General features: G+C 64.2%; 24 protein-coding genes and 1 tRNA gene. 9 read left to right on the forward strand and 16 right to left on the reverse strand.

The window, feature by feature from the left end; genetic code table 11:
• Positions 1 to 224: 224 nt before the first annotated feature.
• Positions 225 to 1,637, reverse strand: a complete 1,413-nt coding sequence (gene chrA / locus QU595_RS05915; protein WP_315919747.1) for a chromate efflux transporter — start codon at positions 1,635 to 1,637, stop codon at positions 225 to 227.
• 2 nt (positions 1,638 to 1,639) lie between these two features.
• A complete protein-coding gene (locus QU595_RS05920; protein WP_315919748.1) occupies positions 1,640 to 2,458 on the reverse strand; it encodes a sulfurtransferase/chromate resistance protein in 819 nt (272 codons plus the stop codon).
• Positions 2,459 to 2,758: 300 nt separating this feature from the next.
• Here QU595_RS05920 and QU595_RS05925 point away from each other — a divergent pair, with 300 nt between their 5' ends.
• The 4 genes from QU595_RS05925 (at position 2,759) to QU595_RS05940 (ending at position 4,173) form a co-directional block, all read left to right on the forward strand.
• A complete protein-coding gene (locus QU595_RS05925; RefSeq protein WP_315919749.1) occupies positions 2,759 to 2,926 on the forward strand; it encodes a hypothetical protein in 168 nt (55 codons plus the stop codon).
• A gap of 317 nt (positions 2,927 to 3,243) precedes the next feature.
• Positions 3,244 to 3,453 carry a cold-shock protein gene (locus QU595_RS05930; RefSeq protein ID WP_315919750.1) on the forward strand — a complete coding sequence of 70 codons (210 nt, stop codon included), beginning with the start codon at positions 3,244 to 3,246 and terminating at the stop codon, positions 3,451 to 3,453.
• A 118-nt stretch (positions 3,454 to 3,571) separates the two neighbouring features.
• On the forward strand, positions 3,572 to 3,796 hold the full coding sequence (locus QU595_RS05935; protein ID WP_315919751.1) for a hypothetical protein: 225 nt from the start codon (positions 3,572 to 3,574) through the stop codon (positions 3,794 to 3,796).
• Positions 3,793 to 4,173 carry a hypothetical protein gene (locus QU595_RS05940; RefSeq protein WP_315919752.1) on the forward strand — a complete coding sequence of 127 codons (381 nt, stop codon included), beginning with the start codon at positions 3,793 to 3,795 and terminating at the stop codon, positions 4,171 to 4,173. The genes QU595_RS05935 and QU595_RS05940 overlap by 4 nt, the downstream gene beginning before the upstream one ends.
• A 38-nt stretch (positions 4,174 to 4,211) precedes the next feature.
• Here the strand turns inward: QU595_RS05940 and QU595_RS05945 are convergent, their stop codons facing one another.
• From QU595_RS05945 to QU595_RS05955, 3 genes are all read right to left on the reverse strand, one after another.
• Positions 4,212 to 4,448, reverse strand: coding sequence for a DUF982 domain-containing protein (locus QU595_RS05945; RefSeq protein WP_315919753.1), 237 nt, complete (start codon positions 4,446 to 4,448; stop codon positions 4,212 to 4,214).
• A 227-nt stretch (positions 4,449 to 4,675) separates the two neighbouring features.
• On the reverse strand, positions 4,676 to 4,990 hold the full coding sequence (locus QU595_RS05950) for a hypothetical protein (RefSeq protein ID WP_315919754.1): 315 nt from the start codon (positions 4,988 to 4,990) through the stop codon (positions 4,676 to 4,678).
• Positions 4,991 to 5,449: 459 nt separating this feature from the next.
• A tRNA-Pro gene (locus tag QU595_RS05955) sits at positions 5,450 to 5,526 on the reverse strand.
• Between the two features lie 253 nt (positions 5,527 to 5,779).
• Here QU595_RS05955 and ggt point away from each other — a divergent pair.
• Entirely contained in the window at positions 5,780 to 7,522 is a 1,743-nt protein-coding gene (ggt, locus tag QU595_RS05960) for a gamma-glutamyltransferase (protein ID WP_315919755.1), read from the forward strand.
• Here the strand turns inward: ggt and QU595_RS05965 are convergent.
• From QU595_RS05965 to QU595_RS05980, 4 genes are all read right to left on the reverse strand, one after another.
• Complete coding sequence (locus QU595_RS05965; protein WP_315919756.1) at positions 7,516 to 8,823, reverse strand: O-antigen ligase family protein; 1,308 nt, start codon at positions 8,821 to 8,823, stop codon at positions 7,516 to 7,518. The two genes, ggt and QU595_RS05965, sit on opposite strands and share 7 nt — an antisense overlap.
• Positions 8,820 to 10,355, reverse strand: a complete 1,536-nt coding sequence (locus QU595_RS05970) for an undecaprenyl-phosphate glucose phosphotransferase (RefSeq protein ID WP_315919757.1) — start codon at positions 10,353 to 10,355, stop codon at positions 8,820 to 8,822. The genes QU595_RS05965 and QU595_RS05970 overlap by 4 nt, the downstream gene beginning before the upstream one ends.
• Before the next feature lie 125 nt (positions 10,356 to 10,480).
• On the reverse strand, positions 10,481 to 11,599 hold the full coding sequence (locus QU595_RS05975; protein WP_315920731.1) for a glycosyltransferase family 4 protein: 1,119 nt from the start codon (positions 11,597 to 11,599) through the stop codon (positions 10,481 to 10,483).
• Between the two features lie 13 nt (positions 11,600 to 11,612).
• The gene (locus tag QU595_RS05980; protein WP_315919758.1) at positions 11,613 to 12,176 is read right to left on the reverse strand and encodes a polysaccharide biosynthesis/export family protein; all 564 of its coding nucleotides are present in this window, start codon (positions 12,174 to 12,176) and stop codon (positions 11,613 to 11,615) included.
• Between the two features lie 205 nt (positions 12,177 to 12,381).
• Between QU595_RS05980 and QU595_RS05985 the strand changes: the two genes are divergently transcribed.
• Positions 12,382 to 14,730 (forward strand): exopolysaccharide transport family protein, encoded by a 2,349-nt coding sequence (locus QU595_RS05985; protein WP_315919759.1) that lies wholly within the window; start codon positions 12,382 to 12,384, stop codon positions 14,728 to 14,730.
• Between the two features lie 30 nt (positions 14,731 to 14,760).
• Here the strand turns inward: QU595_RS05985 and QU595_RS05990 are convergent, their stop codons facing one another.
• Both QU595_RS05990 and QU595_RS05995 read right to left on the reverse strand, forming a co-directional pair.
• Positions 14,761 to 15,972 carry a GNAT family N-acetyltransferase gene (locus QU595_RS05990; protein WP_315919760.1) on the reverse strand — a complete coding sequence of 404 codons (1,212 nt, stop codon included), beginning with the start codon at positions 15,970 to 15,972 and terminating at the stop codon, positions 14,761 to 14,763.
• 127 nt (positions 15,973 to 16,099) lie between these two features.
• Complete coding sequence (locus QU595_RS05995; protein WP_315919761.1) at positions 16,100 to 16,315, reverse strand: DUF2842 domain-containing protein; 216 nt, start codon at positions 16,313 to 16,315, stop codon at positions 16,100 to 16,102.
• Positions 16,316 to 16,513: 198 nt separating this feature from the next.
• Between QU595_RS05995 and QU595_RS06000 the strand changes: the two genes are divergently transcribed.
• Positions 16,514 to 17,605: a COX15/CtaA family protein gene (locus QU595_RS06000; protein ID WP_315919762.1), complete on the forward strand. Its 1,092-nt coding sequence runs from the start codon at positions 16,514 to 16,516 to the stop codon at positions 17,603 to 17,605.
• Here QU595_RS06000 and QU595_RS06005 read toward each other — a convergent pair.
• From QU595_RS06005 to speB, 3 genes are read right to left on the reverse strand one after another with little or no spacing between them, the layout of a single operon-like run.
• Complete coding sequence (locus tag QU595_RS06005; RefSeq protein ID WP_410000496.1) at positions 17,595 to 18,371, reverse strand: aminoglycoside phosphotransferase family protein; 777 nt, start codon at positions 18,369 to 18,371, stop codon at positions 17,595 to 17,597. The genes QU595_RS06000 and QU595_RS06005 overlap by 11 nt on opposite strands.
• Before the next feature lie 8 nt (positions 18,372 to 18,379).
• Positions 18,380 to 19,312, reverse strand: a complete 933-nt coding sequence (gene argC / locus QU595_RS06010; RefSeq protein WP_315919764.1) for an N-acetyl-gamma-glutamyl-phosphate reductase — start codon at positions 19,310 to 19,312, stop codon at positions 18,380 to 18,382.
• Between the two features lie 24 nt (positions 19,313 to 19,336).
• Positions 19,337 to 20,320, reverse strand: a complete 984-nt coding sequence (gene speB, locus QU595_RS06015) for an agmatinase (RefSeq protein ID WP_315919765.1) — start codon at positions 20,318 to 20,320, stop codon at positions 19,337 to 19,339.
• A gap of 144 nt (positions 20,321 to 20,464) precedes the next feature.
• Here speB and QU595_RS06020 point away from each other — a divergent pair, with 144 nt between their 5' ends.
• Together QU595_RS06020 and QU595_RS06025 are read left to right on the forward strand one after the other, a co-directional pair.
• Complete coding sequence (locus QU595_RS06020) at positions 20,465 to 21,754, forward strand: DUF445 domain-containing protein (protein ID WP_410000480.1); 1,290 nt, start codon at positions 20,465 to 20,467, stop codon at positions 21,752 to 21,754.
• A gap of 101 nt (positions 21,755 to 21,855) precedes the next feature.
• Positions 21,856 to 22,344, forward strand: coding sequence for a MaoC family dehydratase (locus QU595_RS06025; protein ID WP_315919767.1), 489 nt, complete (start codon positions 21,856 to 21,858; stop codon positions 22,342 to 22,344).
• A 68-nt stretch (positions 22,345 to 22,412) separates the two neighbouring features.
• Here the strand turns inward: QU595_RS06025 and glnA are convergent, their stop codons facing one another.
• Together glnA and QU595_RS06035 are read right to left on the reverse strand one after the other, a co-directional pair.
• Positions 22,413 to 23,822 (reverse strand): type I glutamate--ammonia ligase, encoded by a 1,410-nt coding sequence (gene glnA, locus QU595_RS06030; protein WP_315919768.1) that lies wholly within the window; start codon positions 23,820 to 23,822, stop codon positions 22,413 to 22,415.
• A 90-nt stretch (positions 23,823 to 23,912) separates the two neighbouring features.
• Positions 23,913 to 24,251 (reverse strand): P-II family nitrogen regulator, encoded by a 339-nt coding sequence (locus QU595_RS06035; RefSeq protein WP_315919769.1) that lies wholly within the window; start codon positions 24,249 to 24,251, stop codon positions 23,913 to 23,915.
• Positions 24,252 to 24,312: the final 61 nt, after the last annotated feature.

Below are 24,312 nucleotides of genomic sequence, written 5' to 3' on the forward strand. Positions count from 1 at the left end.
ATCTCAATTGCGGCGACAGCGGGTTGCCGAAATAAGAGGCTTGAGCCGCGCCGCAGTTCGACGCCGGAGGGGGATCAATCGAGGAATCTGGCGCTGCGCGAGCCGGCGCTGCGTCGTCCCGGCTAGATGGTGACCGCGCTATAGAGGCCGCGCGGGCTTGACCGGCCAGCGATCGGCTCACGATGGATAGAGTATGCGGCGTAGATGCAGGTGAGGTGCAAACCTCACCTTATCCCGCCGAAAACAACCCCGACCATGCCTATAAGAGACGCCGCAAGCAGCACAACCAGCATCGGCAGCCTTAGGCGGAAGATCGCGAATAGTGCCGCGAGGGTCAGCCCGAAGGAGGGCAGGTTGATTGCGCTCCACACGGGCACGTCGATCCTTATGCCGAAGCCTGTCCAGACTGCCGTCTCCCGGAACAGGACGTGGAGGGCGAACCAGATCGACAGGTTCATGATGACCCCGACGACCGCCGCCGTGATCGCGGCCATGGCCCCGGTCAGCGCCGTATTGGTCCTCATCCGCTCGATGAAGGGTGCGCCGAGGAAGATCCACAGGAAGCACGGTACGAAGGTGACCCATGTGGTGAGGACGGCCCCGATGGTCGCCGCCAGCATCGGATCCAGCGCGCCGGGACTACGATACGCAGCCATGAAACCCACGAACTGCGTGACCATGATGAGGGGGCCGGGGGTCGTCTCGGCCATTCCGAGGCCATCCAGCATTTCTCCCGGCCGCAGCCATCCATAATGCTGCACCGCCTGCTGGGCCACGTAGGAGAGCACCGCGTAGGCGCCGCCGAAGGTCACCATGGCCATCTCGCTGAAGAAGACGGCGATCTGACTGAACACGTCGTGCGGGCCCCGCATGAGCACAAGCAGCGCCACGGGGCCGAGCCACAGGGCGAGCAGCGCCGCCGACATCCTGAACGACCACCATCGGTTCGGCCGCGCATGTTCCGGCGTTTCCTCCCCGAGCGCGGAAGCCTTGTCCGCGAAATCGGAGACGGTCTCCTCCCCATGCCCGCCACCTATGCGGAACCGTGGCGATCCCGCGCGACCGCCGGCGAAACCGATCACGCCGGCGGCCAATATGATGAGCGGAAAAGGCACATGGAAAAAGAAGATGGCGACGAAGGCTACGCCGGCGATGGCGATCATTGCGTAGTTCTTCAGCGCCCGCTTGCCGATGCGCACGACCGCGTGGAGGACGATCGCCAATACGGCCGCCTTCAAGCCGAAGAAGAGGCCTTCGATGACGGTGACGTCGCCGAAGGCGGCGTAGATGTAGCTGAGCGCCAGGATCGAAACGAACCCCGGCAGGACAAACAAGGCCCCGGCGACGAGCCCGCCCCTGGTCTTGTGGAGCAACCAGCCGATGTAGATGGCGAGTTGCTGGGCCTCCGGCCCGGGCAGGAGCATGCAGTAGTTGAGCGCATGCAGGAATCGGTTCTCGCCGATCCAGCGCTTTTCCTCGACCAGGATGCGGTGCATGACCGCGATCTGTCCTGCGGGACCGCCGAAGCTCAGGGCGGCCACCTTGGCCCATACCGCCACCGCTTGGCGAAAAGACACGCCATGGTCGCGGTCTTTCGCGGTTCCAGCGGGCGCCCCGCTCTTGAGGAGCGTGTTCATGGTCACGCTCCCGGCTTGCTGGACGGCCAGTTATGGGTTTCGTCCGTCGCGTCCCGGCACCAGCGGTAGAAGGCATCGTAGAGCACCATGCCCGCTTCCAGTTGCGCCAGGTCGTCGGAATACATGCGCGACAACCCCAGCGAGGCAGCCAGAAGCCCGGCTGCCTCTGGCGTGAGGTCGAGCCTCGCGGTGTCGGCCGCTCGCACGATGGCCGCAAGCCGGCGCAGCGGCTCCGTCGCCAGGTCGAATTCCTGCACCATCACGTCGAAGGTGCAGAAGTCGCCCCGGTGGCTCCAGAACACGTTCTCGATGTCGAACGGCGTCGCGGCAAACCGTTCCCCGACCGCCGTGACTTCCTGCGGCGCGACGAACAGGAACGCGGCCTCGGGATCGACAAAGCGCCGGATGAGCCATGGGCAGGCGATACGGTCGATCTTGGGGCGGGATCGCGTCACCCAGACCGTTTTTCCGGCCGCGTCCCGAGGCGGGATTCTTGCAGCGGGAACCGCTGGCAGGCCCGCCGCGATCCACGCGTCATATCCCCCTTCGAGGGCTTCCGCAGGTTTTCCCATCTGCCGGAGCCAGGCAGCCACGCCTTCGCTCAGTTTCTTCCCGCCTTGACAGGTCACGACGACGGAAGGGCTCTCGATCGATGCCCCCCATTCCCGCACCCTGTCATGCGGCCGGCGGACAGAGCCAGGTATGAGCCTCGGATCGGAAGCGAAGTCTTCATCAATGCGCACGTCTATCAGGGCCGGACAGTTCGGCGTTCCGATCAGGCGAGCAAGCTTTTCCGGTGAAATCGTGGTGGGGGATGACATGGCGCGTCCTTCCGGTTGTCGGGTTTTCTGGACGCGATTCTTGGGCCGGAGCCTCGTGGGGAGATCGCAATCCCCATGCGCGATTCAATCGCGCCGAACAGCGGTTCTGTCAATGCCGAGCTACCGGAACGACTGCCGATATGCGTGGAATTGGCAGGATTGCGAATTTGAAACGCAAACCAGTTCAGAAGCAGTGCCTGGTCGGCCTGTTCCGAAACGGGGCGGGCTGCCTATTTGGCGCGGTGGAACGGAACCATTCTCAAAGGCGCGTGTTTGGGCGGTCAACCAGAAAGAACCCCGATGCACAATGTTCGCCGCTCACTCGAACAGTTGCGGCGCTACATCGCCGGTTGCGAAGACCGGGATGAACTGCAGGAGGTGGATGCACTGCTAGGGGTCGCGCTGGAAGAGGTCCGGCAGAAAATTCAGCAGAAGGCGGCTCATGAGCACAAGGAGACGCGCGATTAAAGCCGTCTGTCGCCCGTTGATTGCGTGGTTTGCGGGCATCCCAGGCCTTCGCACGACGCGACTGGCTCACGCCTCGTTGCCTGTTCCCTGCTCCCGATCGGAGAGGAGTCTATAGGACTGATACATTTATTGGCTTGAGATCAAGACGCGCCTTGTAATGAACATAAATAAAGCCTATCTGTTGAAGATCGATCTTGGTTGTTAGCTTGTTTCCGCCCTTTGGCGCCTAACCGATCTTCCTCTCAATTTCGACGCTTGCGGCGTCTGGCATTCGGCCAGACGGCGAATTTTATTTGCCGATTTGAAAGGAAATCGTCATGAATACTGGAACCGTCAAGTTCTTCAACGCAGCCAAGGGCTTCGGCTTCATCGAAGTCGGGGGCGGCGCCCCGGATGTGTTCGTCCACATCTCCGCCGTCGAGCGTTCCGGCATGCGCACGCTTGTTGATGGCCAGAAGGTCAGTTTCGACATCGTGGCCGACAAGCGTTCCGGCAAGAGCGCCGCGGAAAACCTCCAGGCTGCTTGAGGCCGACAGGAATTTTCGCCTCTGGTCTTTGACCACGGATGTACTGGCACTGGCCGTCGAGGCGAACAGGAGAAGGTCGGGCAAGTCCCGGCCTTTTTTGTTCTATGCGGAGCATTCCATGCGACACCCAATCCCAACCGGCATCTTCAAGCCGAGGCCGACCAGCATCGAAAAGAAAACAGACGCGACCACCAGGGCCGCGCAGCAGATCATCGATGACGAGAAGTTGGCCCGGGAAGCCAAGACCGAGCGGTTGAGGCTGGCCAGGCTGGCGCGAGCGCAGGCGATCATCACTCCGCCCTCTCCGAAGGCGCAACCCATCAAGCGCAGGACCCGAGGGTGAAATCAGCGGATCTGTCCGTCCGTGGCGACAAGGAGGAGATCGACATGCACATTCTAAGCCGGGAATTCTACAGGAGTTCCAATGGCGACCGTTGGTCTGTGATCAAGTCACAAGGCGGCGGCGACGTTTACGTTCGCCACGAACCGAACGAAGCATCCGGTGGCAGGCCTACCGTCGTCGACCTCGCAACGTTCGTGGCTCGCGGGGCAGATTCTCCGGAAGGGCAGGCTTTTCAGGACCTGCTCCTGCGATTGAGGGTTGAGCAAGACCTTGAAGACATGGAAAGCCTGGGCGCCAAGCACGAGGCCGCGAACGATAGCGACGGCGACGTCATCATTCTTCCTGCCCCCTCGGAAAAGCCTGATGGGAAGAAATAGGAAAGCCTGTGCCGCGGCCTGAAGCGCGCCACACGATGTCAATACAGCGATATCGTTGGATCGATGCGCATGCCGGCAGACTTCACCGCGACGATGAAAGCCGTTCTGGCATCTTCGATGCTGGTCTTGCCAAGGTTAGCCCAAGCGCATCTGTTCATCGCGTCGGTCCATTGGGAACTGTCATGCTCGGCCCAATGATCGAACAGGAAGTCGGAAGCGTCTCCTATCGAGGATATCAGGTAGAATTTGGTGGGATTGCCGGCGCAAAGGACCATCGTGATCCGGAATTTTCGCTTATCCATTATGCACTGTACGCGCCAATCATGACGAAAGCGAGTTGACTTGACTGGCTTCGCGTCCTGGAAAGAGGGCCGATCGCGCTAGACCTGTTCCGCGCAAACGGCCGCGAGCCCGCTGCCGAAATGTAGCGGACTTTCTTTTTGCGTTCTCGTGTCGGCGAGGAGCCGCGCCGGGACGGCCGCCAAACCGGAAATGCGGCGGCTTACTCTACGATGCGGAAAATCTGCCAAAGGCTGGAGCCTGACACGATGTATGGCTCCATCTCTTTGCCCCACTGCGCATGCGCGTCGATCTTGCCGATCCTGGTGAAAAACTCCTCCAGCCGGGCCAGGCTTTCGACCTGCTGATGGGATTCGATCGTAGCTTCCCGAGCGCCGATTGAGCCCGTCATGATCTGGAATTTCATGTCTTCGAGACCGACCTGTGAGCCGATGTCGCGTTCCCATTGCCGCATCAGCTCGAGCACCTTCTGCTTGTGCCCAAACTTCGCATCGATCTGCCATCTCGCGCTGAACATTGCTTCCTCCCACAGTCCAATCGCATAATCACGCGACCCGGCCGGCCGCCCTTCTGCCCTGGCATGGCGGCACAGAAAGCCAGTGGTCGCTCTGGAAAGACGTGAATGAAGCCGGCACGAGAACCGGATCAAACGGCCTCGGCGAAGACCCGGGCAACGCTCTTCACATGGCCGCCATCGGGCACTTCGATCTGATCGGCTCATAGGCGCATCTCGCCAGCATCGCCCCAAGACCCGCACCGCGAAATATTAGCAGAAGTGCATGGTTTGCGGCAGATACTCCATAAGGCGGAGTTCCGTGTAGCGGCCGCAAGGGTGGAATTGCCGTTGTTGGGGCAACACGCTTCGCCGAGAATCGGCATCATCCCTCAACGAGGCGCCGGTTACCCCAAGCGTTACCCTCGTTCTATTCTCGATTTTTATGATGACGGACTTCCGGTTCAAGCCCTTGTTTTTAAATGGTCGGAGTGGCGGGATTCGAACCCACGACCCCTTGACCCCCAGTCAAGTGCGCTACCGGGCTGCGCTACACTCCGAACCGCGGGAAGCCTTATATTCTGTGCGGATTCGGCGCAAGGCTTAAAATAGCCGTCGCGACCACAAGCCGGTCTTTTGCGACAATTTTGGAGAGATCGTGCCCGAACGCTCCGCCGGCGGCCCCTTTGGGCCAGGTGAAGTCCGGGTGCTGGACCGGCGGTGGCCCAGGCCGGCTTTCCATGCCAAAGTGACGGAGATCGGGCAGGATTTGCCGGTGGCGCGGTCCTGCCCTTCGAATGGAGGAGGGACGTCATGCAGCATTTCAGACCGAAATACCTGCCGCTTGTCGCCGCGCTTTGGCTCTGCGCGGCGCCGTTGGCTCCGGCTTCCGCGGCCTCCCGCGCGCCGGTGGAGGGCGAGAACGGCATGGTGGTGACAGCCCAGCACCTGGCCTCGCAGGTCGGCGTGGACGTGCTCAAAAGCGGCGGCAACGCCGTCGATGCGGCTGTGGCGGTCGGCTATGCGCTGGCCGTGGTCTACCCCACCGCGGGCAATCTCGGCGGCGGCGGCTTCATGACCATCCGCCTGAAGGACGGCAAGACGACGTTCCTCGATTTCCGCGAGCGCGCACCGCTCGCCGCCACCAAGACCATGTATCTGGACAAGGACGGCAAGCCGGTCCCCGGCGCCAGCACGGACGGCTATCTGGCGGTCGGCGTTCCGGGCTCCGTCGCCGGCTTCGAGACGGCGCGCGAGAAATACGGTTCCAAGAAACGCGAGGAACTGCTGGCGCCTGCGATCAGGCTGGCGAAGGACGGTTTCGTGCTCGAGCAGGGCGATATCGCCTCCTTCGCCGAGGGCAACGACATGCTGGCGAAGGACCCAGCGGCTTCGAAGATTTTCCTCAACGACGGCAAGCCCCTGTCGATGGGCGCCACGCTGGTGCAGGCCGATCTGGCGAAGTCGCTCACCGAGATTTCCGAGAAGGGCACGGATGCCTTCTACAAGGGCGAGATCGCGGACCTGATCGTGAAGGCCAGCAAGGACAATGGCGGCATATTGGCCAAGGAGGATTTCGAGCAATACAAGGTGCGCGAACTGAAGCCTGTGGAGTGCACCTATCGCGGCTACGATATCGTCTCCTCGCCGCCGCCGTCCTCGGGCGGGCTGATCATCTGCGAGATCCTCAACGTCCTGGAGGGCTACCCGGTCTCCTATCTAGGCTATGGCTCGGCCGAGACGGTGCGTCTGATGGTGGAGGCGATGCGCCACGCCTATGTCGACCGCAATACCGCGCTAGGCGATCCCGATTTCGTCGACAACCCGGTGACGAAGCTGACCAGCAAGGCCTATGCCGAGGAAATCCGTTCCCGCATCGATCCGTACCGGGCCGGCGTCAGCAAGGACCTGAAGGTCAATGGCGGGCCTGAATCGACGGAAACCACGCATTATTCGATCATCGACAAGGACGGCAACGCGGTCGCCGTCACCTATACGCTGAACGGCTCCTTCGGTATCGGCAAGGTGGCCGAGGGCACCGGCATCCTGCTCAACAACGAGATGGACGATTTCACCATCAAGCCCGGCGTGCCGAACCTCTACGGGCTGGTGCAGGGCGAGGCCAATGCCATCGCCCCGCGCAAGTCGCCGCTGTCGTCGATGAGCCCGACCATCGTTTCGAAGGACGGCAAGCCGTTCATGGTGATCGGCAGCCCCGGCGGCTCGCGCATCATCACCATCACGCTCGAAGCCATCATGAACGTCATCGACCACGGCATGGATCTGCAGGAGGCGATCGACGCGCCGCGCATCCACCATCAATGGTTGCCGGACAAGGTCTACATGGAGCCTTACGCACTGTCGCCCGATACGCAAAGGCTGCTGGCCGGCATGGGCTACAATGTCGGCATCGATCCGGACTGGACGATCTGGGGAGAGGCGGCCGGCATCCTCGTCGGCGGCAAGAACCTGAAGGAAATCCAGTCCGGCGCCGGCGCCCATTATTACGGCGCCATCGACAGCCGGGCCGTGGCCGGTGCTGCGATCGGCTACTGAGTGGCTGGGAGCGCTCCGGCGGCTCCGGAATTCGGGGCCGCCGTCAGGGCGCGGAAATCGTCATCGGGCGAAGCAGGGCGTCGCTCGCGCTGGTAGCGGTGCTCCAGCGCGATGCCTCCCCAGATCAGGCCGAGCAGGAGATAGACGTGGCGCCAGTGGTCGATGTCGATGAAGGTGCCGAGCCCGATATGGCCGACATAGACCACATAGGCGCATAGTATATAGGGCTGCCACGGCCGGTCCCGCAGCAGCAGGCGAAAGCCGGCGGCAAGCGTCCATAGCGTCAGCGTCAGATACGACACGAAGCCGAGCCAGCCATAGTCCATCAGCGCCTTCAGCCAGATGTCGTGCGTGTCCTCGCCATAGATCTGGCCGAACACCAGCGGTCCGATGCCGAGCGGCTTCTCCAGCGCGAGCTGGAAGCCGATCGCGTAGCGGGCAAAGCGGCCGAGGCGGGCGGAATCGTAGTCCTGCGCCAGCTTGGCGCGGTTCGTCAGCATGTCCTCGACGCCCGGGATTTGCAGGATCGCGATGAACGCCAGCAGGAGCAGCGTCACGGCCACGATGGTCATCAGCACGATGCGCAGCCGGAATTTGCCGCTCAGGCTCTGCAGGAACAATGTGCCGGTGAGCAGGATTGCGGAGGCACCGAACAGTCCCCACGCGCCGCGCGAGAACGACAGGAAGATGCCGGCCATGATGGCGAGCAGGGGAACTGCGACCAGCGGCATGCGCAGGGCGGGGCCGGTCATCAGCCGGTGCAGCAGATAGATGCCGGGCAGCACCAGGAACGGGCCGAACACGTTCGGGTCCTTGAACACGCCGGCGGCCCGCCCGTAGCGCGTGAACACCTCGGCGCCCGGAAAAAGGTTGAAGTAGCCGGCGATGCCGAACAGGGACGTGACCACTGCCGATACCACATAGGCGTTGAGGATCAGGCGATAGAATTGCGGGCGCGCCTCGGTGACGGCCGCGTAGAACACGGCTGTCAGCGCGAGGAAGAACGACACGGCCAGATAGAAGGGCGTGTCCATCAGGTCCGCCATCTGCGTCATCGCGATCAGGCCGCCGATGTTGAAAAGCACCAGCAGCACCAGAAGCGGCGCGACGCAGCGCGAGATGCGCAGGCCGAAAAGCGCCCACACGCTGATCAGCCCGACCATATAGATGTCGTAGGGCGTCGGCTCGCGCTGCACGAAGCCGGACATGAGGATGCCCAGCACGATCGCGCCGGAAGCGATCAGCGAGACCAGCTTGGCGTTGACCGCCTCGCGCGGCAGTTCGTGCGCGGCCGCGCTCAATAGGCGTTTTCCGTGTTGAGCAGCCGTATCGGCGTCAGCAGCAGGATTTTCAGGTCGAACAGCAACGACCAGTTCTCGATGTAGAACAGGTCGTATTCCGTCCGCATCCTTATCTTCTCGTTGGTGTCCATCTCGCCGCGCCAGCCGTTGATCTGCGCCCAGCCGGTGACGCCGGGCTTGACGCGATGGCGGGCGAAATAGCCGTCCACCACCTCGTTGTAGAGCAGATTGTGCGACTGGGCGGCGATCGCGTGCGGGCGCGGGCCGACCAGCGACAGCGAGCCGAACAGCGAATTGAAGAATTGCGGCAGTTCGTCGATGGAGGTCTTGCGGATGAAGCGTCCGACGCGGGTGACGCGCGGGTCGTTCCTGGTCACCGTCTTCTTCGCGCTCGGGTCCGACTGGTCCGCATACATGGAGCGGAACTTGTAGACCTCGATCACCTCGTTGTTGAAGCCGTGCCGCTTCTGCTTGAACAGCACGGGCCCCTTGGAATCGAGCTTGATCGCGACGGCGGTGACCAGCATGACCGGCGAAAAGAGCACGATGGCCAGCAGGCTGAAGACGATGTCGAAGGCGCGCTTGGCGACCGAATCCCAGTCGTTGATCGGCTTGTCGAAGATGTCGAGCATCGGCACCGAGCCGATGAAGGAATAGGAGCGGGGGCGGAACTGCAACTGGCTGGAATGTGCGGACAGACGGATGTCGACCGGCAGCACCCACAGCTTCTTCAGGAGTTGCAGCACACGCTTCTCGGCCGTGATCGGCAGCGACACGATCAGCATGTCGATCCACGCGATCCGCGCGAACTCGATCAGTTCCGAGACGGTGCCGAGCTTGGGATAGCCGGCCACCAGCGGCGGCGAGCGGCGGTCGTCGCGGTCGTCGAAGATGCCGCAGATGCGGATGTCGTTGTAGGGCTGCTTCTCGACCGCGCGGATCAGCGTTTCGGCCGCCTGGCCGCCGCCGACGATGACGGCGCGCCGTTCCATGCGTCCGTCGCGCGCCCAGCGCCTGATCAGCCGCGACAGCACGAGCCTGAAACCGAAGATCAGTGCGAAGCCGGCCACGAACCAGATGCCGAAGAGCATCCGCGAATAGTCCTTCGATATCTTCATCAGGAAGGCCGCCAGCGCCATCAGCGCGAACGTGGCCGCCCAGACCAGCAGGACGCGGCCGAAATTGGCGAGCGGGCGCATCAGCGCCGCGACCTTGTAGCAGTCCGCCAGTTCCAGGAGCACGACGGCGAGCACCGATGCCGTGGCAATGACGAGCGGGTACTGCCAGGCCATATGGGTGAAGAAGCCGATATAGAAGCAGTAGACGGCCATGCCGGAAACGAACAACAGCGCGAATTCGGCCAGCCGCACGACGCCGCCGACCATATTCGCCGACATGGTGTCGCGCCGATATTGCGCGGCGACCTGGCGGGCCACCTCGTTCATGCCGTCCGGATGCGGCTTGTCCTTGGGTGCCTCGAATTTGCGGATCGCATCCACCGAAAAACGATGTGCGGGGTCCATTTCCGTCATGTCGATGTCCGTGAGCTTCCCCCGCGTGAATATCAGCAGTTCGCTAAGAAAGGCTTGAGGCAACCGATGGCTTTGAAAGGGCTTTCCCCTTGCCCGGGCGGATAGGCTACAATTGCGCTATCGAACTACTTGCGCAAGGCCGAGAAATAGGCGCGCTCGATTTCGGCCGCCATGACGTCGGCGCCGAACCTGGCCTTCAGGCTGGCGCCGTCCGGCATCAGTCGGGCATAGGCGTCGAGGTCCGCCATGGCCGTCGCGATCCGGCTTCCGATCTCGTCCGGATCGGGACGCGTGAGGGCAGGGGAGCCGCTGCCGAAGATTTCCGGTATGCCGCCGACGGCGGTGGCGATCATCGGCTTGCCGGCCGAAAGCGCCTCAAGCACGATATACGGCATCGCTTCGGCACGCGAAGGCACCACGACGAGACGGGCAAGCGAGAACGCCTCGCGCGCGGGCGTGGGCGGCAGGAAGCGCACGCGCCCGCTCAGCCCCAGCCGTTCCACCTGGAGCCGATAGCGGGGCAGGTCGTCGCCCGCGCCGATCATGACGGCGGCGAGGGGGCGGCCAAGCCGCGATTCGGCCACGACCAGCGCGTTGATGAAAATATCGGGACCTTTGAGGTCCCGCATCATGCCGATATAGAGCAGGTCCGCCGCGCCCGCGGCGGCTGGAACGGGTTCGAACTCGGTTGCCAGCAGGCCGTTGTAGACGAGCGTGTTGGGAATGGGCGGCTCGCCGATCTTGCGGCGATAGGCCCGCCGTTCGTAGTCCGACACGAACAGCAGGCAATCGGTGAAGCGCGCCATGGCCAGTTCGATGGAGAAGAACAGCTTCCCCGTCACGGTGCGCTCGTCATAGTGCAGGCTGCCGCCATGCGGCGAATAGAGGCGGGCCACGCGAAACCTTGAAACCCGCAGCAGTGAGCCGAACAGGCGCGCATAGGTGCCGCCCTTGGCGCCGTGCCCATGGAGCACGTCCGGCTTCAATTCCTTGATGATCCGGAAGGTCCGCAGCGCCGAAGCCGCGTCTCCCGGTCCTATGTGCCTCTGCATCGGCGTGCGATGGATTCCAAGCGCCAGCTTGGGCAGCATGGCGTCGAACAGGCGGTCCTCGAAGGTCCCCCCGGTGGTGGAGTCGCAGACGATGCCGACCGAATGTCCCTGCGCCACCTGCGCGTCGGTGAGATCGCGCACATGGCGGAAGATGCCTCCCACCGGCGAGCGAAAGCAGTGGACGATGCGCAGCCCCGTCACGTCGTCAGAACAGGCGTTCGCGGACGTATACGGTGTCGCCCGGCAGCAGCGGGTCGGACGTCTGCACGCGGCCGGTGATGACCTTGCCGTTGATGTCGCGCGTTATGTCGACGCTTTCCTGGTTGGCGCGCGGCGAGTAGCCGCCGGCGATCGCCACCGCCTTCTGCACCGTGAGGCCCGGCACATAGGAATATTGCCCTGCCGCACCCACTTCGCCCATAACGAAGATCGGCCTGTAGCGGTCGATCTCCACCGAGACGTCCGGATCGCGCAGGTAGCCCTTGCGCAACTTGGCAGCGATCTCGCCTTCGAGCTGCTTTGCGGTATGGCCGCGCGCCGGCACCGAGCCGACCAGCGGGAAGGAGATGTAGCCGGCCTGGTCGACGCTGTAGGTGTTGGTCAGGCCTTCCTGCTCGAACACGGTCACGCGGATCCGGTCGCCGGCGCCCAGCCGGTAAGGCTGTTCCAGGACCTCGTGGAAGGCGGCGGGTGCCGGCTTGTAGCTGGAGCAGCCGGCCACAAGCGAAACCGCAAGCGCAGCGCAAAACAGCGGAGCAAAGCTTTTCATGGCCGGACCTGCACCCTCGACTTGCCCGCCATGTCGGCAGGCATTAGGAACGCGCCCGTTATCATCCTGTTAGGGTTAATGCTCGGTAAAAGCGCGCCGTCCGCCGCGCCGCGCCTTGTCGGGCCGGAGTGGATTTGGCCCTTCTTAACCACTGGGTTACCATGATTGTTTACGGTGCGCTCGGCCCAGTCTGGGAGCACGAAGCATGTCGGGTGCACAATCAACGGTAGCGGACCTCGATGTCGATCTGAGGCAGCTCTTCGCTTCATTGGCGAGGAACTGGTGGCGCATTCTCGTCGTCGCGCTGGTCGTTACCGCCCTTGCGCTGGTCGGCGCATGGCTGGCCAAGCCGCTCTACAAGGCGGAGACGCGGCTGCTGATCGAAACGCGCGAATCCATATTCACGCGTCCGAGCGCCGGCGCGGACAGCGATCGACCCATCCTCGACGAGGAGGGGGTCACGAGCCAGGTCGAGCTGATCTCGTCCACCGACATCCTCAAGCAGGTCGCCCAGAAATTCGATCTGGCCAGCCGCCCCGAATTCGATAGCGCCGCCGGCATGTCGGCCATCGGCCGTTTCCTGGTTCTCGTGGGATTGAGGAGCGACCCCAACGAGATGGCGCGGGAAGATCGCGTCCTGACCAAGATGCGCGAGAAGCTCAATGTCTATCGCGTGGACAAGTCGCGCGTCATCGTCATCGAATTCTCCTCGCAGGACCCGAAGCTCGCCGCGGAAATCCCCAACGCCATCGCCGACGCCTATATCGCCGTCCAGCGCGGGGCGAAGCAGGAGTCCAATTCCGAAGCCACCGACTGGCTGGCGCCGGAGATCGCGGACCTCTCGAACCGGGTCAAGGAGGCCGAGGCGAAGGTCGCCGCCTACCGGGCCCAGTCGGACCTCCTCGTCGGCCAGAACAATTCCGTGCTGGCAACGCAGCAGCTCTCCGAAATGTCGAGCGAGCTTTCGCGCGTTCGCGCAAGTCGCGCCGCTGCCGAGGCGACGGCGCAGAGCATGCGCAAGGTGCTTCAGGGCGGCGGCTCGCTGGATGCCCTGCCGAACGTGCTGTCGTCCAGCCTGATCCAGCGCCTGCGCGAGCGTCAGGTGCAGCTGAAGTCCGAGATCGCCGATCTCTCCACGACGCTGCTCGACAACCATCCGCGCATACGTGCGCTGCGCTCCCAGCTATCCGACCTGGATCGCCAGATCCGCGACGAAGCCCGCAAGGTGCTGGCGAGCCTCACCACCGAAGCGGAAACCGCGCAGGCGCGCGAGAACCAGCTCGTCGCCGACCTCAACCGGCTGAAGGCGCAGTCCGCGCGGGCCGGCGAGCAGCAGGTGGAGCTGAACGCTTTGGAGCGCGAGGCGAACGCGCAGCGCCAACTGCTTGAAACCTATATGACGCGCTATCGCGAGGCCTCGTCGCGGGAGGATCGCAACTATCTGCCCGTCGATGCCCGCGTCTTCTCCCGAGCCGTGACGCCGGTCGAACCGTATTTCCCCAAGATCGCGCCGATCGCCGGCGCCGCCTTCGTCGCTTCCCTGCTGCTCATGTCGGTGGTCACGCTGCTGCAGGAACTGTTTTCCGGCCGCGCCTTGCGCCCGGCTGCCGGCAGCCGTCCCGAACCGGTCGCGGAAGTGGCCATGCCCGCTCCCCGTCCGGCAATGGCGGAGGAAACGCCGGTCGAGGAAGAAGCGCCGGTCAAGGCGGCCGAGGAAACGGCCGTGCCGGCATCGTCCCTTTCGCCGATCGTTTCGCCCCTGCCGGAGCCGATGGCGGAGGAGCGCGATGTCGTGGAGGAATGGGATCGAGGCGAAGTCCATCCCGCGCAGGAAAAGGAAATCGAGCCGGTGGAAGCCGCCGCATTGGCGGAACGTTCCGAACCCGAGGCTGCGCCCGAGACTGGGAAAGCCGCCGAGGATCAGACACCCGGCGAGCTTGGCCAGATCGGCATCGAAAAGGCCGCCGAGAAGGTGATCGCCAGCGGAGCTTCGCGCGCCATCTTCGTTTCGCCCGAAGGCGACGAAGCGGCCGCCAGTTCCGTTCTGGTGGCCCGCGAGGTCTCGGATGCGGGCCTGCGCGTGATCCTGCTCGACATGTCGTCTTCCGGGGCGGCCTCGCGCCCGATGCTGGACGACAAGGTCTTGCCGGGCATCACCAACCTTTTGGCGTCGGAGGCCCAGTTCAGCGACATCATCCATTCGGATCACTATTCGGATTGTCACGTCATACCGGTCGGCACGGCCGATCCGGTCAAGGCCATGCGCGCCGCCGACCGGCTGCCGATCATCATGCAGTCGCTGTCGGCGGCCTATGACGTGGTCGTGGTCGAGTGCGGGCCGGCCGGCGCCGACGGCATCAGCCGTCTGGTCGCGGACGGAACGGAAGTCTTCGTCAGCATGATCGAGGCGCAGGACGAGGTGGCGGACGCCGCCGTCGAGCTGATCCGCAACGGCTATCCCGACCTGACCTTGGTGACGCCCGCCGGCTACCGGCCTCCGCTGACGCCGGTGCCGGGCAGGTCGACGCCGGTTGCCGGCGCGTCCAGCGTCTGAGTGCCAACGCGTTTGGTGGGCCTTTCGACGCTATTCGTCGGAAGGCTCTCCGGCCGTCCTGCGGCGCAGCCGCTTGGTGAGTTTCCAGACGGCGGGGCTGTTCTTCACGAACGACGTCAGTTGCGCGTTTTTCTGCAGCATAAAGGCGAGGGCGCGGCCTTTCGCCGTCAGCGGCACCAGCACGTCGCGGTGCTGGGTTTCGAGGTCGCACCATTGCCGCTTGTAAGGCTCGTCGCCGACGGAAAAATCATAGACTTGCAGGCCTTCGGCGCAGGCTTCCTCGATATTGGCGAAGAACAGGAAATCGCCCGGGCTCGCGCCGGCCAGTTCGTCCTCGGAGATGGAACCGAATTCGCAGATCAGCCGGTTGCCGCAGCGGCTCGATCCCGTCACCGCGCGCAGCTTTCCACCGACTTCGAGCCCGTGCAGAACGAAGGGCGGCTCCTTCTGGTCGAGCGCGCCGGCGAACAGCGCCCGGAAGAAGTCCCGCACCGGCTGCTCGCTGAACACGTTGGCGATGCCCATGCGGCGGAACCGGGCCTCCTTCATGGCGAAGAAGGTGTCGAGCAGGGCGCGGACCTCCTCCGTGCTGCCGGCCCTGATGCGGCGGAAACCTCCGGCCGCCTCGAACTTGCGTCGCTGCGAGCGGTTCTTCTTGCGTTTGCGTTTGCCGCTGGTCCGGGCCAGCACGGCGTCGAAGCCTCCGGCGAGATCGACGGCCAGCGAGATGTTCGGGCTGGCGAAGCCCGGCATGGTGGCGAACGGATTTCTGGACCCGTCCATCTCGGGCAGCAGTCGCTGCAGCGCGATGAGATCCACATCCGGCCGCGCCTTGCCGATCGCTTCGAACAGGGTGCGGACGTGGGAGCATTCCACATTGGCCAGCCAGTCGGCGTCCGCCGGCGCGAAATTGCCGTTGGCATGGCGCCCGCCCATGAAGCGGGCGATGCGAAACGGGCCGGCGCGTTCGACCTCCAGCGCCAATGCGAGGGCGGGCCGGCCGCCCGTCTCCAAAGTCGCGATCACCGCGTCGGGCCGCACCGCATCGACCCAATGCCGAACCCAGGCCGCGCCTTGCGGCGGGGCATGGAGCGCCGTGCCGCAGAATCCGGCATAGGCATCGAGGACCTGCGGCGTCGCCGCCGAAACGGCGGCGGCCATGGCGGACGCCGGCGCCGCGCGCGGCGTCGCGATGGTGGTCAAGACACCACTGCCTTCGAATGACGCGGCCGCGTCGCCCATCCTGCCTCTGGACCTTCCGCCTTGGTGGCGCGCGCGCAAATTGCGCCGGGCAAGGCTAGGCGCAAAAAGTGAACGAAAGATCACGCGCCTCAGGCCGGTTTTAAGCGTTGTGGCGCGTCGAAGCCGATCAGCCCTTCGGCTTCGGCTCAATCAGCAGCCATTTTATGATGGCCATGGCCGGCAGCACCCACAACAGCCCGCTGATGACGAAGAAGGCGAGGTGCACCAGCGGCCCGGATTCGGAAAGCCGCGCCACCGCCACCAGGGTCGCCACGATGGCGTAGACGATGACCAGCGCCACCAGCAGCACGGTTCCGATCAGCTTCTTCAGGCGCATGGGCATGGGCGCATCCTTTCGCGCTGCCTCTTAGACCATGACGCCTGTCTCTGGAAGCGGTACTATCCCGGTTCGGCGCGACGGCGTGCCGCGCCGCCCAGCCTTGCCAGCATCGGCGCCATGGTCCACCTAGCCGGATGAATTCGACATTCGCATTTCAGTCGACATCGCGCGCGAAGATTTTCGAGAACCGGGAACATGCCCATGGTCGCCATCGCCGAGACCGCCACCGCTTCCATCGACAGCGAACGGTTGCGCAACCGCGCGCTGGTGCGCGGCTGGCTGTATCTGGTGCTGGTGGTGCTGGTGGCGCTGGTCATGGTCGGCGGCGCCACGCGCATGACCGGTTCGGGCCTGTCGATCACCGAATGGCAGCCGATCCACGGCGTCATCCCGCCGCTGAACGAGGCCGAATGGCAGGAGGAATTCACCAAGTACCAGCAGATCCCGCAATACCAGCAGGTCAACAAGGACATGACCCTGCAGGAGTTCAAGGGCATCTTCTGGTGGGAATGGACGCACCGCATGCTGGCGCGCGGCGTCGGCTTCCTGGTCGCCATCCCGCTCCTGTTCTTCTGGCTGACCGGACGGCTGGAGCGGGGGCTGAAGCCGCGGCTGATCGGCCTGCTGGCGCTCGGCGGCCTGCAAGGGGCCGTCGGCTGGTGGATGGTGGCTTCCGGCCTGGTGGAGCGCGTCTCGGTCAGCCAGTACCGGCTCGCCACGCATCTCACCATGGCCTGCATCATCATCGTGGCCGTGGCCTATATTGCGCGGGCGCTGGCGACCTATTCGCAAGGGCCCGCGGTCCGGAGCGTGCAGCGCTTCGCCGGCCTGTTGGTGCTGATGGTGCTGGTGCAGATCTATCTCGGCGGGCTGGTTGCCGGGCTCCACGCCGGCCTGACCTACAACACCTGGCCGCTGATGGACGGGGCCGTCATCCCCGGCGATCTCTTCGTCATCGAGCCGGCATGGCGCAACCTGTTCGAAAACCCGAAGACGGTGCAGTTCATCCACCGCATGTTCGCCTACACGGTCCTCCTGGTCACGCTCTGGCACGCTATTGCGACGTCGCGGGCGCAGCCGGGCTCCACCCATGCCCGCCGCGCCTGGGTGCTGCTGGGGCTGGTCCTTGTCCAGGCCGCGATCGGTGTCGGCACCTTGTTGATGCAGGCGCCGCTCGACGTGGCGCTGACCCACCAGTTCGTGGCCATATTGGTGCTGATCTTCGCCACGGCCCATTGGCGCGGCACCAAGGGTGCCTATCCCTTGCAGCAGGACTTCGCCGTCAGAAGCTGAGGTCGCGCACCTTGCCGACGGCAGCCGCCACGGCAAGTTCCCGGTTTTCATCCTTGTCGTTGCCGTCGCCCGCGTGCCAGGCGGCGGAGAGGCAGCCATAGGCGACTACGTGGTCGAGGATACGGCGCGGCGATTGGCCGAGCGTGCGCGCAAACACCTCCGCCATGCCGGCGATGCGCTCCGCGTCGAAGGCGGGATCGCCCAGCACGCCCTTGGGGTCTATGGCCAGCCAGCCGCGCGGCCCGTGCATGATGTTTTCGTGATGCAGGTCGCCATGCAGCGGTTTCACGTCCCGCTGGTCCGAGAGCAGCCGTTCGGCGACTGCCGCCGCCTGCACATAAGGACTGCGCCGCCCGGCTTGGCCTTCGGCCTTCCTGAACAGGTCGGCGAAACGCTGTCTCAGCGGCTGGAGATCCGGCGGGGCAGGGCGGCTGGACGGCGAATGCAGCCTTGCCATCACCCCGGCCGCGATTTCGGTGGCGGCGCGGTCGCCGTCTTGCTCCAGCGCATGCGAAAGCATGGTGTCGCCGGCATATTCGAGCAGCATGCTGCTGCCCTCGATCTCGAGCAACCGCACCAGACCCTCGCCGCACCGCCAGGCCAGCAGATGTGCGCCGCGCAACTCGTCCTCGACATCGTCGAAAGGCTTGAGGTGATTCACCACGGCGGGCGTGCCGTCGGGCAGCCGCACCTTGAAGATGCGGCTGGAGAAGGTTTCGGCGATCAGTTTCGCGTCGGTGAGGCCCCACCGGCCGGGAAACGGCAGCGTTTCGTTCAAGAACCGAGGCCGAGCATCAGGTCGAGGTTCTGCACCGCCGCGCCCGAGGCGCCCTTGCCGAGATTGTCGTAGACGGCGACAAGCAGCGCCTGCGCCCGCTTGTCGTTGGCGAAGACGTAGACCTTCATGCGGTTGGTGCCGTTGTACTGCTCCGGCTGGAGGTCGGGCAGGCGTTCGGCCGCCTCGAAGGGCGCCACTTCCACCACGCTGCCGGGGATCGCGGCGAAATGATCAGCGATCGTCGCATGAAGCTCGGCGCCGCTCGGCACGCGCTCCAGGCCGCCGAGTTGCAGGGGCACGACGGTAATCATGCCCTGCGCGAAATTGCCGACCGCCGGCTGCATGATCGGGTCGCGCGAAAGCCCCGCATAGGTGCGCAGTTCCGGCACGTGCTTGTGCTGAAGCGAAAGGCCGTAGGGCAGGAATTCCGGCGCGTCCTCGCCCTTGGCCTCGTAGTCCTCGATCATCGAGCGGCCGCCGCCGGAATAGCCGGAAATGCCGTTCACCGTGACGGGGTAGTCCGCCGGCACCAGCCCGGCCGTAATCAGCGGCCTCAGCGTCGCGATCGGCCCCTGCGGCCAGCAGCCGGGATTGGCGACGCGTTTGGCGGCCGCGATCTTCTTAGGCTGCTCGCGGTCCAGTTCGGCGAAGCCATAGTCCCACCCGTCCGCCACACGGTGCGCAGTCGAGGCGTCTATGACGCGCGTTGTGTCGTTGGAGATCAGGGCCACGCTCTCGCGGGCGGCGTCGTCGGGCAGGCACAGGATCGCGACATCGGCCGCGTTGAGGAATTCGGCGCGGGCGGCGGTTTCCTTGCGCCGCTCGGTCGGCACCGAAATGATCTCGATGTCGTTGCGGTCGGCCAGCAGCGACCTGATCTGGAGACCGGTCGTGCCGTGTTCGCCGTCGATGAAGATTTTCGGTTTCATTGCCTGCTCGTCCTGAATGCGCCGTCAGATGTCGGCGCCGTGATTTGCGTTGCCTTCCTCCTGGCGCGCCTTGCGCTCGGCCAGAAGGCCCAGATAGTGCATGGCCACCGTCGATGCCGCGATGGCGGTAATATCGGCATGGTCGTAGGGCGGCGCAACCTCCACCACGTCGGCGCCGACGATGTCGACCTGGGTGAGTTGGCGCAACACCGACAGGATCTTGGCCGAGGAGGGGCCGCCAGCGACCGGCGTGCCGGTGCCCGGCGCGAAGGCCGGGTCGAGGCAGTCGATATCGAAAGTCAGATAGGTTTTCCGGCCGCCCGTGCGGTCCACGATGGCGTAGGCGATGTCGGAAATGCGCATCTCCTCGACTTCATGGCCATAAAGGATCTTGATGCCGCAGGTTTCGGGCGCATGGGTGCGGATGCCGATCTGGATCGAGCGGTCCGGATCGATGATCCCTTCCTTGACCGCGCGAGTGACGAAGGAGCCGTGGTCTATGCGCTTGCCGTCATCCGGCCAGGTGTCCTGGTGGGCGTCGAACTGCACCAGCGCCAGCGGGCCGTGAAGGGCGGCGTGGGCTTTCAGCAGCGGATAGGTGACGAAGTGGTCGCCGCCGAGCGAAAGCAGGAAGGCGCCGGACTTGAGGATTTTCGCCGCCTCGCGCTCGATGGTGCCGGGCGTCTTGTTGTGGTTGCCGCTGTCGAGCAGGCAGTCGCCATAGTCCACCACCGACAGTTTCTCGAACAGGTCGCGCGAGAACGGATATTGCGGGTCGTTGTCCAGGATCACCGACGCGCGCCGGATGGCCTGAGGCCCGAAGCGCGCGCCCGGCCGGTTGGTGACGGCCGCGTCGAACGGTATGCCCCAGACCACAGCGTCAGCGCCCTTCACGTCCTTGCTGAAGCGGCGGCGCATGAAGGACAGCGCGCCGGAATAGGTCGGCTCGAACGACGCGCCGGTGCGGGCGCGGGTCGTGAAGGCATTGTCGATGGTGCTGTTCGCCATCAGGCAGTCTCCGGTGAAGCGGCATCCTTATTCGACATTCTTTTCGGAAATGCGACCCTTCTTTTTGCCGGCGGACGTCAAACGCAGGACGATCCCATTCCGGTTCGTCTTGCTCTAAGGTTCGCGCGCACCGATGTAGGACCGATGATGCAATCGCAGACCGCCACGATGCCGGCCGCAAGCGACCCTGCCGCGAAGCTTGCCGCCCTGCGCCGCACGAAATTCATCGCCACGGCCGCGCTGGCGCTGTGCGTCGTCGTGTTCGTCGCGGCCAAGTCGCTGCAGGCGCGCCATCCCTGGCTCGGCTTCGTGGCGGCCTTCGCCGAAGCCGCCACCATCGGCGGGCTGGCCGACTGGTATGCGGTGGTGGCGCTGTTTCGCCGTCCGCTCGGCCTGCCCATCCCGCATACGGCGATCATCCCCGAGAACCAGAACCGCATCGCAGATAACCTCGGCCGCTTCATCGAGGCCAATTTCCTGGCGCCCGGTCCGGTGCGCGAGAAACTGGAGGAGGTGGACTTCGCCGCCCTAGTCGCCGACTGGCTGGCCGACGGGCGTCGCGCCGAGGGCCTGTCGCGCTTCGTGGCGCCGCTGGTTCCGCAGGCCATGGCGGCGATCGGCCAGTCCGGCCTGCGCGATTTCATCGCGGCCCGCATGATCGATCAGCTGGGCAGGATCGAGGTGGCTCCGCTGGCGGCGGAAATGCTCTCGGCCTTCACCGACGACCGCCGGCACCAGCGGCTGTTCGACCAGTTGCTCAAGGTTTTCGGCCGCTTCCTCAACGACGAACAGGCGCTCGCGGTGTTGCGGGAAAAGATACGCGAGGAATTGCCGTCGCTTTTCAATCTGTTCCGGGCCGATGCTTATCTGCTCAGGAAGATCGTGAATTCCGCCGGCGCGCTTCTGGAGGAGGCCGGCGCCGATCCCGACCATCCGCTGCGCAAGGAATTCGACCACTTCGTCGCCGGCTTCGTGGAAGGGCTCAAGACCTCGAAAGCCTATGCCCGCCGTGCCGAGCAGGTGAAGCGCGGGCTGCTGGCCCGCCCCGAGATCCGCGAATTTGCCCGCGGCATGTGGGACAGTCTCGGGCAGTTCATCGAACAGGATGCCGCCCAGCCCGATTCGGCCATCCGGGCCCATCTTGCCTCGATGTTCGTGGAAGCCGGCCGCCACCTGGCGCAAGACGCGGAACTCAGGGCGGACATGAACCAGGGCTTCGTGGTGGCGCTTTCGGCCTTCGTCGAAAGCCAGAAGAGCGGCGTCTCCAAATTCATCGCCGACCAGGTGAAGCGCTGGGATCTTGCCCAGCTGACCCGGTTGATCGAGATAAACATCGGCCGCGACCTGCAATATATCCGTTTCAACGGCATGCTGATCGGCGGCCTCGCCGGATTGGCGCTCTATTGCGTCGAACGCCTGACGCTTGGTGGTTGACCCTGCGCGGGACGGCTCTATTCCTGTGAACGGCGTTGAACGAATCGGCGGGATCGACCGTTTAGGGTTCGTAGCGACGGGATAGGGAGCGGGAAAGCGGGATGGACAAGCCACCACCACCGACCTTCGAACAGCTCAGGGCCATGATCGGCCAGGAATTGGGTGTGTCGGAATGGGTTCTCGTCGACCAGGCCCGCATAGACAGTTTCGCCGATTGCACCGAGGACCATCAATGGCTCCATGTCGATCCGGAGCGGGCGAGGCGGCAGAGCCCGTTTCGCACCACCATCGCGCATGGCTATCTCAGCCTGTCGCTCATCGGCGGCCTCAGCCAGCAGATGAACGTCGTGCCCGAGAACACGCAGGCGGTGTTCAATTACGGGCTGGACCGCGTGCGCTTCCTTGCGCCGGTGAAGGCCGGCGCCCGCGTCAGGCTGCGCGCCAGGCTGGTTTCCATCGAGGACAAGGGCCCGGCGCAATATCTCATGAAGTTCGCCAACGAGATCGAGATCGAAGGCAGCGAGAAGCCGGCTCTGATGGCCGAAACGCTGGCCATGTTCTACGAGCGCCGCAGGAAGGCGGCGAGCTGATTCCGCATCATCGCGAACGAAAAAAAACCCCGGCGCAGGCGCCGGGGTTTTTCTTTTGGTCCAGATAATTAGACCGAATAGTACATGTCGTACTCGATCGGATGCGGCGTCATTTCGAAGCGCATCACCTCGGCCATCTTCAGTTCGATGAAGGAATCGATCTGGTCGTCGTCGAACACGCCGCCGGCCTTGAGGAAGCCGCGGTCCTTGTCGAGGTTCTGCAGCGCCTCGCGCAGCGAGCCCGAAACGGTCGGGATCTTCTTCAGCTCCTTCGGCGGCAGGTCGTAGAGATCCTTGTCCATCGGCTGGCCGGGGTGGATCTTGTTCTTGATGCCGTCGAGGCCGGCCATCAGCAGCGCGGCGAAGGCGAGATAGGGGTTCGCGCCCGGATCGGGGAAGCGCACTTCGAGGCGCTTCGACTTCGGCGAGGAGCCGAACGGGATGCGGCACGAAGCCGAACGGTTGCGGGCCGAATAGGCCAGCAGAACCGGCGCCTCATAACCCGGCACCAGCCGCTTGTAGGAGTTGGTCAGCGGGTTGGTGAAGGCGTTGATGGCCTTGGCGTGCTTGATGACGCCGCCGATGAAATAGAGGCAGCTTTCCGACAGGCCCGCATATTCGTTGCCGGCGAAGGTCGGCTTGTCGCCCTTCCAGATCGACATGTGGACGTGCATGCCCGAGCCGTTGTCGCCGAAGATCGGCTTCGGCATGAAGGTCGCCGTCTTGCCGTAGGCGTTGGCGACCTGATGCACGACATACTTGTAGACCTGCATCTTGTCGGCGTTGCGCACCAGCGTGTCGAACTTGATGCCGAGTTCGTGCTGCGCGGCCGCCACCTCGTGGTGATGCTTTTCCACCCGCACGCCCATTTCCGAGAGAACGGTCAGCATCTCGGAGCGCATGTCCTGGCAGGAATCGATCGGCGGCACGGGGAAATAGCCGCCCTTCACGCGGGGACGATGACCCAGATTGCCGGTCTCGTAGTCGGTGTCGTCGTTGGAGGGCAGTTCGGTCGAGTCGAGCTTGAAGCCGGTGTTGTACGGGTCGGCCTTGTACTTGACGTCGTCGAAGACGAAGAACTCGGCCTCCGGGCCGACAAAGATCGTGTCGCCGATGCCTTCCGCCTTCATGTAGGCTTCCGCCTTCTTGGCGGTGCCGCGCGGATCGCGGTTATAGGCCTCGCCCGAGACCGGGTCGAGGATGTCGCACAGGATGACCATGGTGGACTGCGCGAAGAACGGGTCCATGTGGACGGACTCCGTGTCCGGCATCAGCACCATGTCGGACTCGTTGATCGCCTTCCAGCCCGCGATGGAGGAGCCGTCGAACATGACGCCGTCGGCGAACATGTCTTCCTCGACCTCGGCTATGTCCATCGTCACATGGTGGAGCTTGCCCTTGGGGTCGGTGAAGCGCAGGTCGACGAACTTCACGTCGTTGTCCCTGATCTGCTTCATGATGTCTGCGGCTGTCGTCATTTCAGGCTTTCCTTGGAGTTGGAAGTAGGATGGAGGAGGAGAAAGGGAGGTAAGGCGGGATAAAGGAGGATAGGGTAGGATAAAGCAGGATCAGATCGCATCCGGCCCGGTCTCGCCGGTGCGGATGCGGACCACTTCCTCGATGTTGGAGACGAAGATCTTGCCGTCGCCGATGCGCCCGGTCTGGGCGGCCTTGCGGATGGCTTCGATGGCGGCTTCGACCGCGTCGTCGCCCAGCACCAGTTCGATCTTCACCTTGGGCAGGAAATCGACCACATATTCGGCTCCACGATAAAGCTCGGTGTGGCCCTTCTGGCGGCCGAAACCCTTGGCCTCGGTAACGGTGATGCCTTGCAGGCCGGCTTCCTGCAGCGCCTCCTTCACCTCGTCGAGCTTGAAGGGCTTTATGATCGCCTCGATCTTTTTCATGAACAGGGTCTCCGAATGGCGTTGCCGGGCTCAGCGCCCGCTCGCGTTCCATCAAGCAACA

The sequence above is a fragment of the Mesorhizobium sp. SP-1A genome, assembly GCF_032460275.1.
In the GTDB taxonomy this organism is placed as follows: Bacteria; Pseudomonadota; Alphaproteobacteria; order Rhizobiales; family Rhizobiaceae; genus Mesorhizobium.

Coding starts and splice junctions, on each gene's coding strand:
- speB (WP_315919765.1), bottom strand. CDS start 20,320: ATGGCGAACAGCACCATCGACAATGCCTTCACGACCCGCGCCCGCACC.
- QU595_RS05970 (WP_315919757.1), bottom strand. CDS start 10,355: ATGACGGAAATGGACCCCGCACATCGTTTTTCGGTGGATGCGATCCGC.
- QU595_RS05935 (WP_315919751.1), top strand. CDS start 3,572: ATGCGACACCCAATCCCAACCGGCATCTTCAAGCCGAGGCCGACCAGC.
- QU595_RS05985 (WP_315919759.1), top strand. CDS start 12,382: ATGTCGGGTGCACAATCAACGGTAGCGGACCTCGATGTCGATCTGAGG.
- QU595_RS05995 (WP_315919761.1), bottom strand. CDS start 16,315: ATGCCCATGCGCCTGAAGAAGCTGATCGGAACCGTGCTGCTGGTGGCG.
- QU595_RS06000 (WP_315919762.1), top strand. CDS start 16,514: ATGGTCGCCATCGCCGAGACCGCCACCGCTTCCATCGACAGCGAACGG.
- QU595_RS05930 (WP_315919750.1), top strand. CDS start 3,244: ATGAATACTGGAACCGTCAAGTTCTTCAACGCAGCCAAGGGCTTCGGC.
- QU595_RS05980 (WP_315919758.1), bottom strand. CDS start 12,176: ATGAAAAGCTTTGCTCCGCTGTTTTGCGCTGCGCTTGCGGTTTCGCTT.
- chrA (WP_315919747.1), bottom strand. CDS start 1,637: ATGAACACGCTCCTCAAGAGCGGGGCGCCCGCTGGAACCGCGAAAGAC.
- ggt (WP_315919755.1), top strand. CDS start 5,780: ATGCAGCATTTCAGACCGAAATACCTGCCGCTTGTCGCCGCGCTTTGG.
- QU595_RS05945 (WP_315919753.1), bottom strand. CDS start 4,448: ATGGTCCTTTGCGCCGGCAATCCCACCAAATTCTACCTGATATCCTCG.
- QU595_RS05950 (WP_315919754.1), bottom strand. CDS start 4,990: ATGTTCAGCGCGAGATGGCAGATCGATGCGAAGTTTGGGCACAAGCAG.
- QU595_RS05990 (WP_315919760.1), bottom strand. CDS start 15,972: ATGGGCGACGCGGCCGCGTCATTCGAAGGCAGTGGTGTCTTGACCACC.
- QU595_RS05925 (WP_315919749.1), top strand. CDS start 2,759: ATGCACAATGTTCGCCGCTCACTCGAACAGTTGCGGCGCTACATCGCC.
- QU595_RS06035 (WP_315919769.1), bottom strand. CDS start 24,251: ATGAAAAAGATCGAGGCGATCATAAAGCCCTTCAAGCTCGACGAGGTG.
- argC (WP_315919764.1), bottom strand. CDS start 19,312: ATGAAACCGAAAATCTTCATCGACGGCGAACACGGCACGACCGGTCTC.
- QU595_RS06025 (WP_315919767.1), top strand. CDS start 21,856: ATGGACAAGCCACCACCACCGACCTTCGAACAGCTCAGGGCCATGATC.
- QU595_RS06020 (WP_410000480.1), top strand. CDS start 20,465: ATGATGCAATCGCAGACCGCCACGATGCCGGCCGCAAGCGACCCTGCC.
- glnA (WP_315919768.1), bottom strand. CDS start 23,822: ATGACGACAGCCGCAGACATCATGAAGCAGATCAGGGACAACGACGTG.
- QU595_RS05920 (WP_315919748.1), bottom strand. CDS start 2,458: ATGTCATCCCCCACCACGATTTCACCGGAAAAGCTTGCTCGCCTGATC.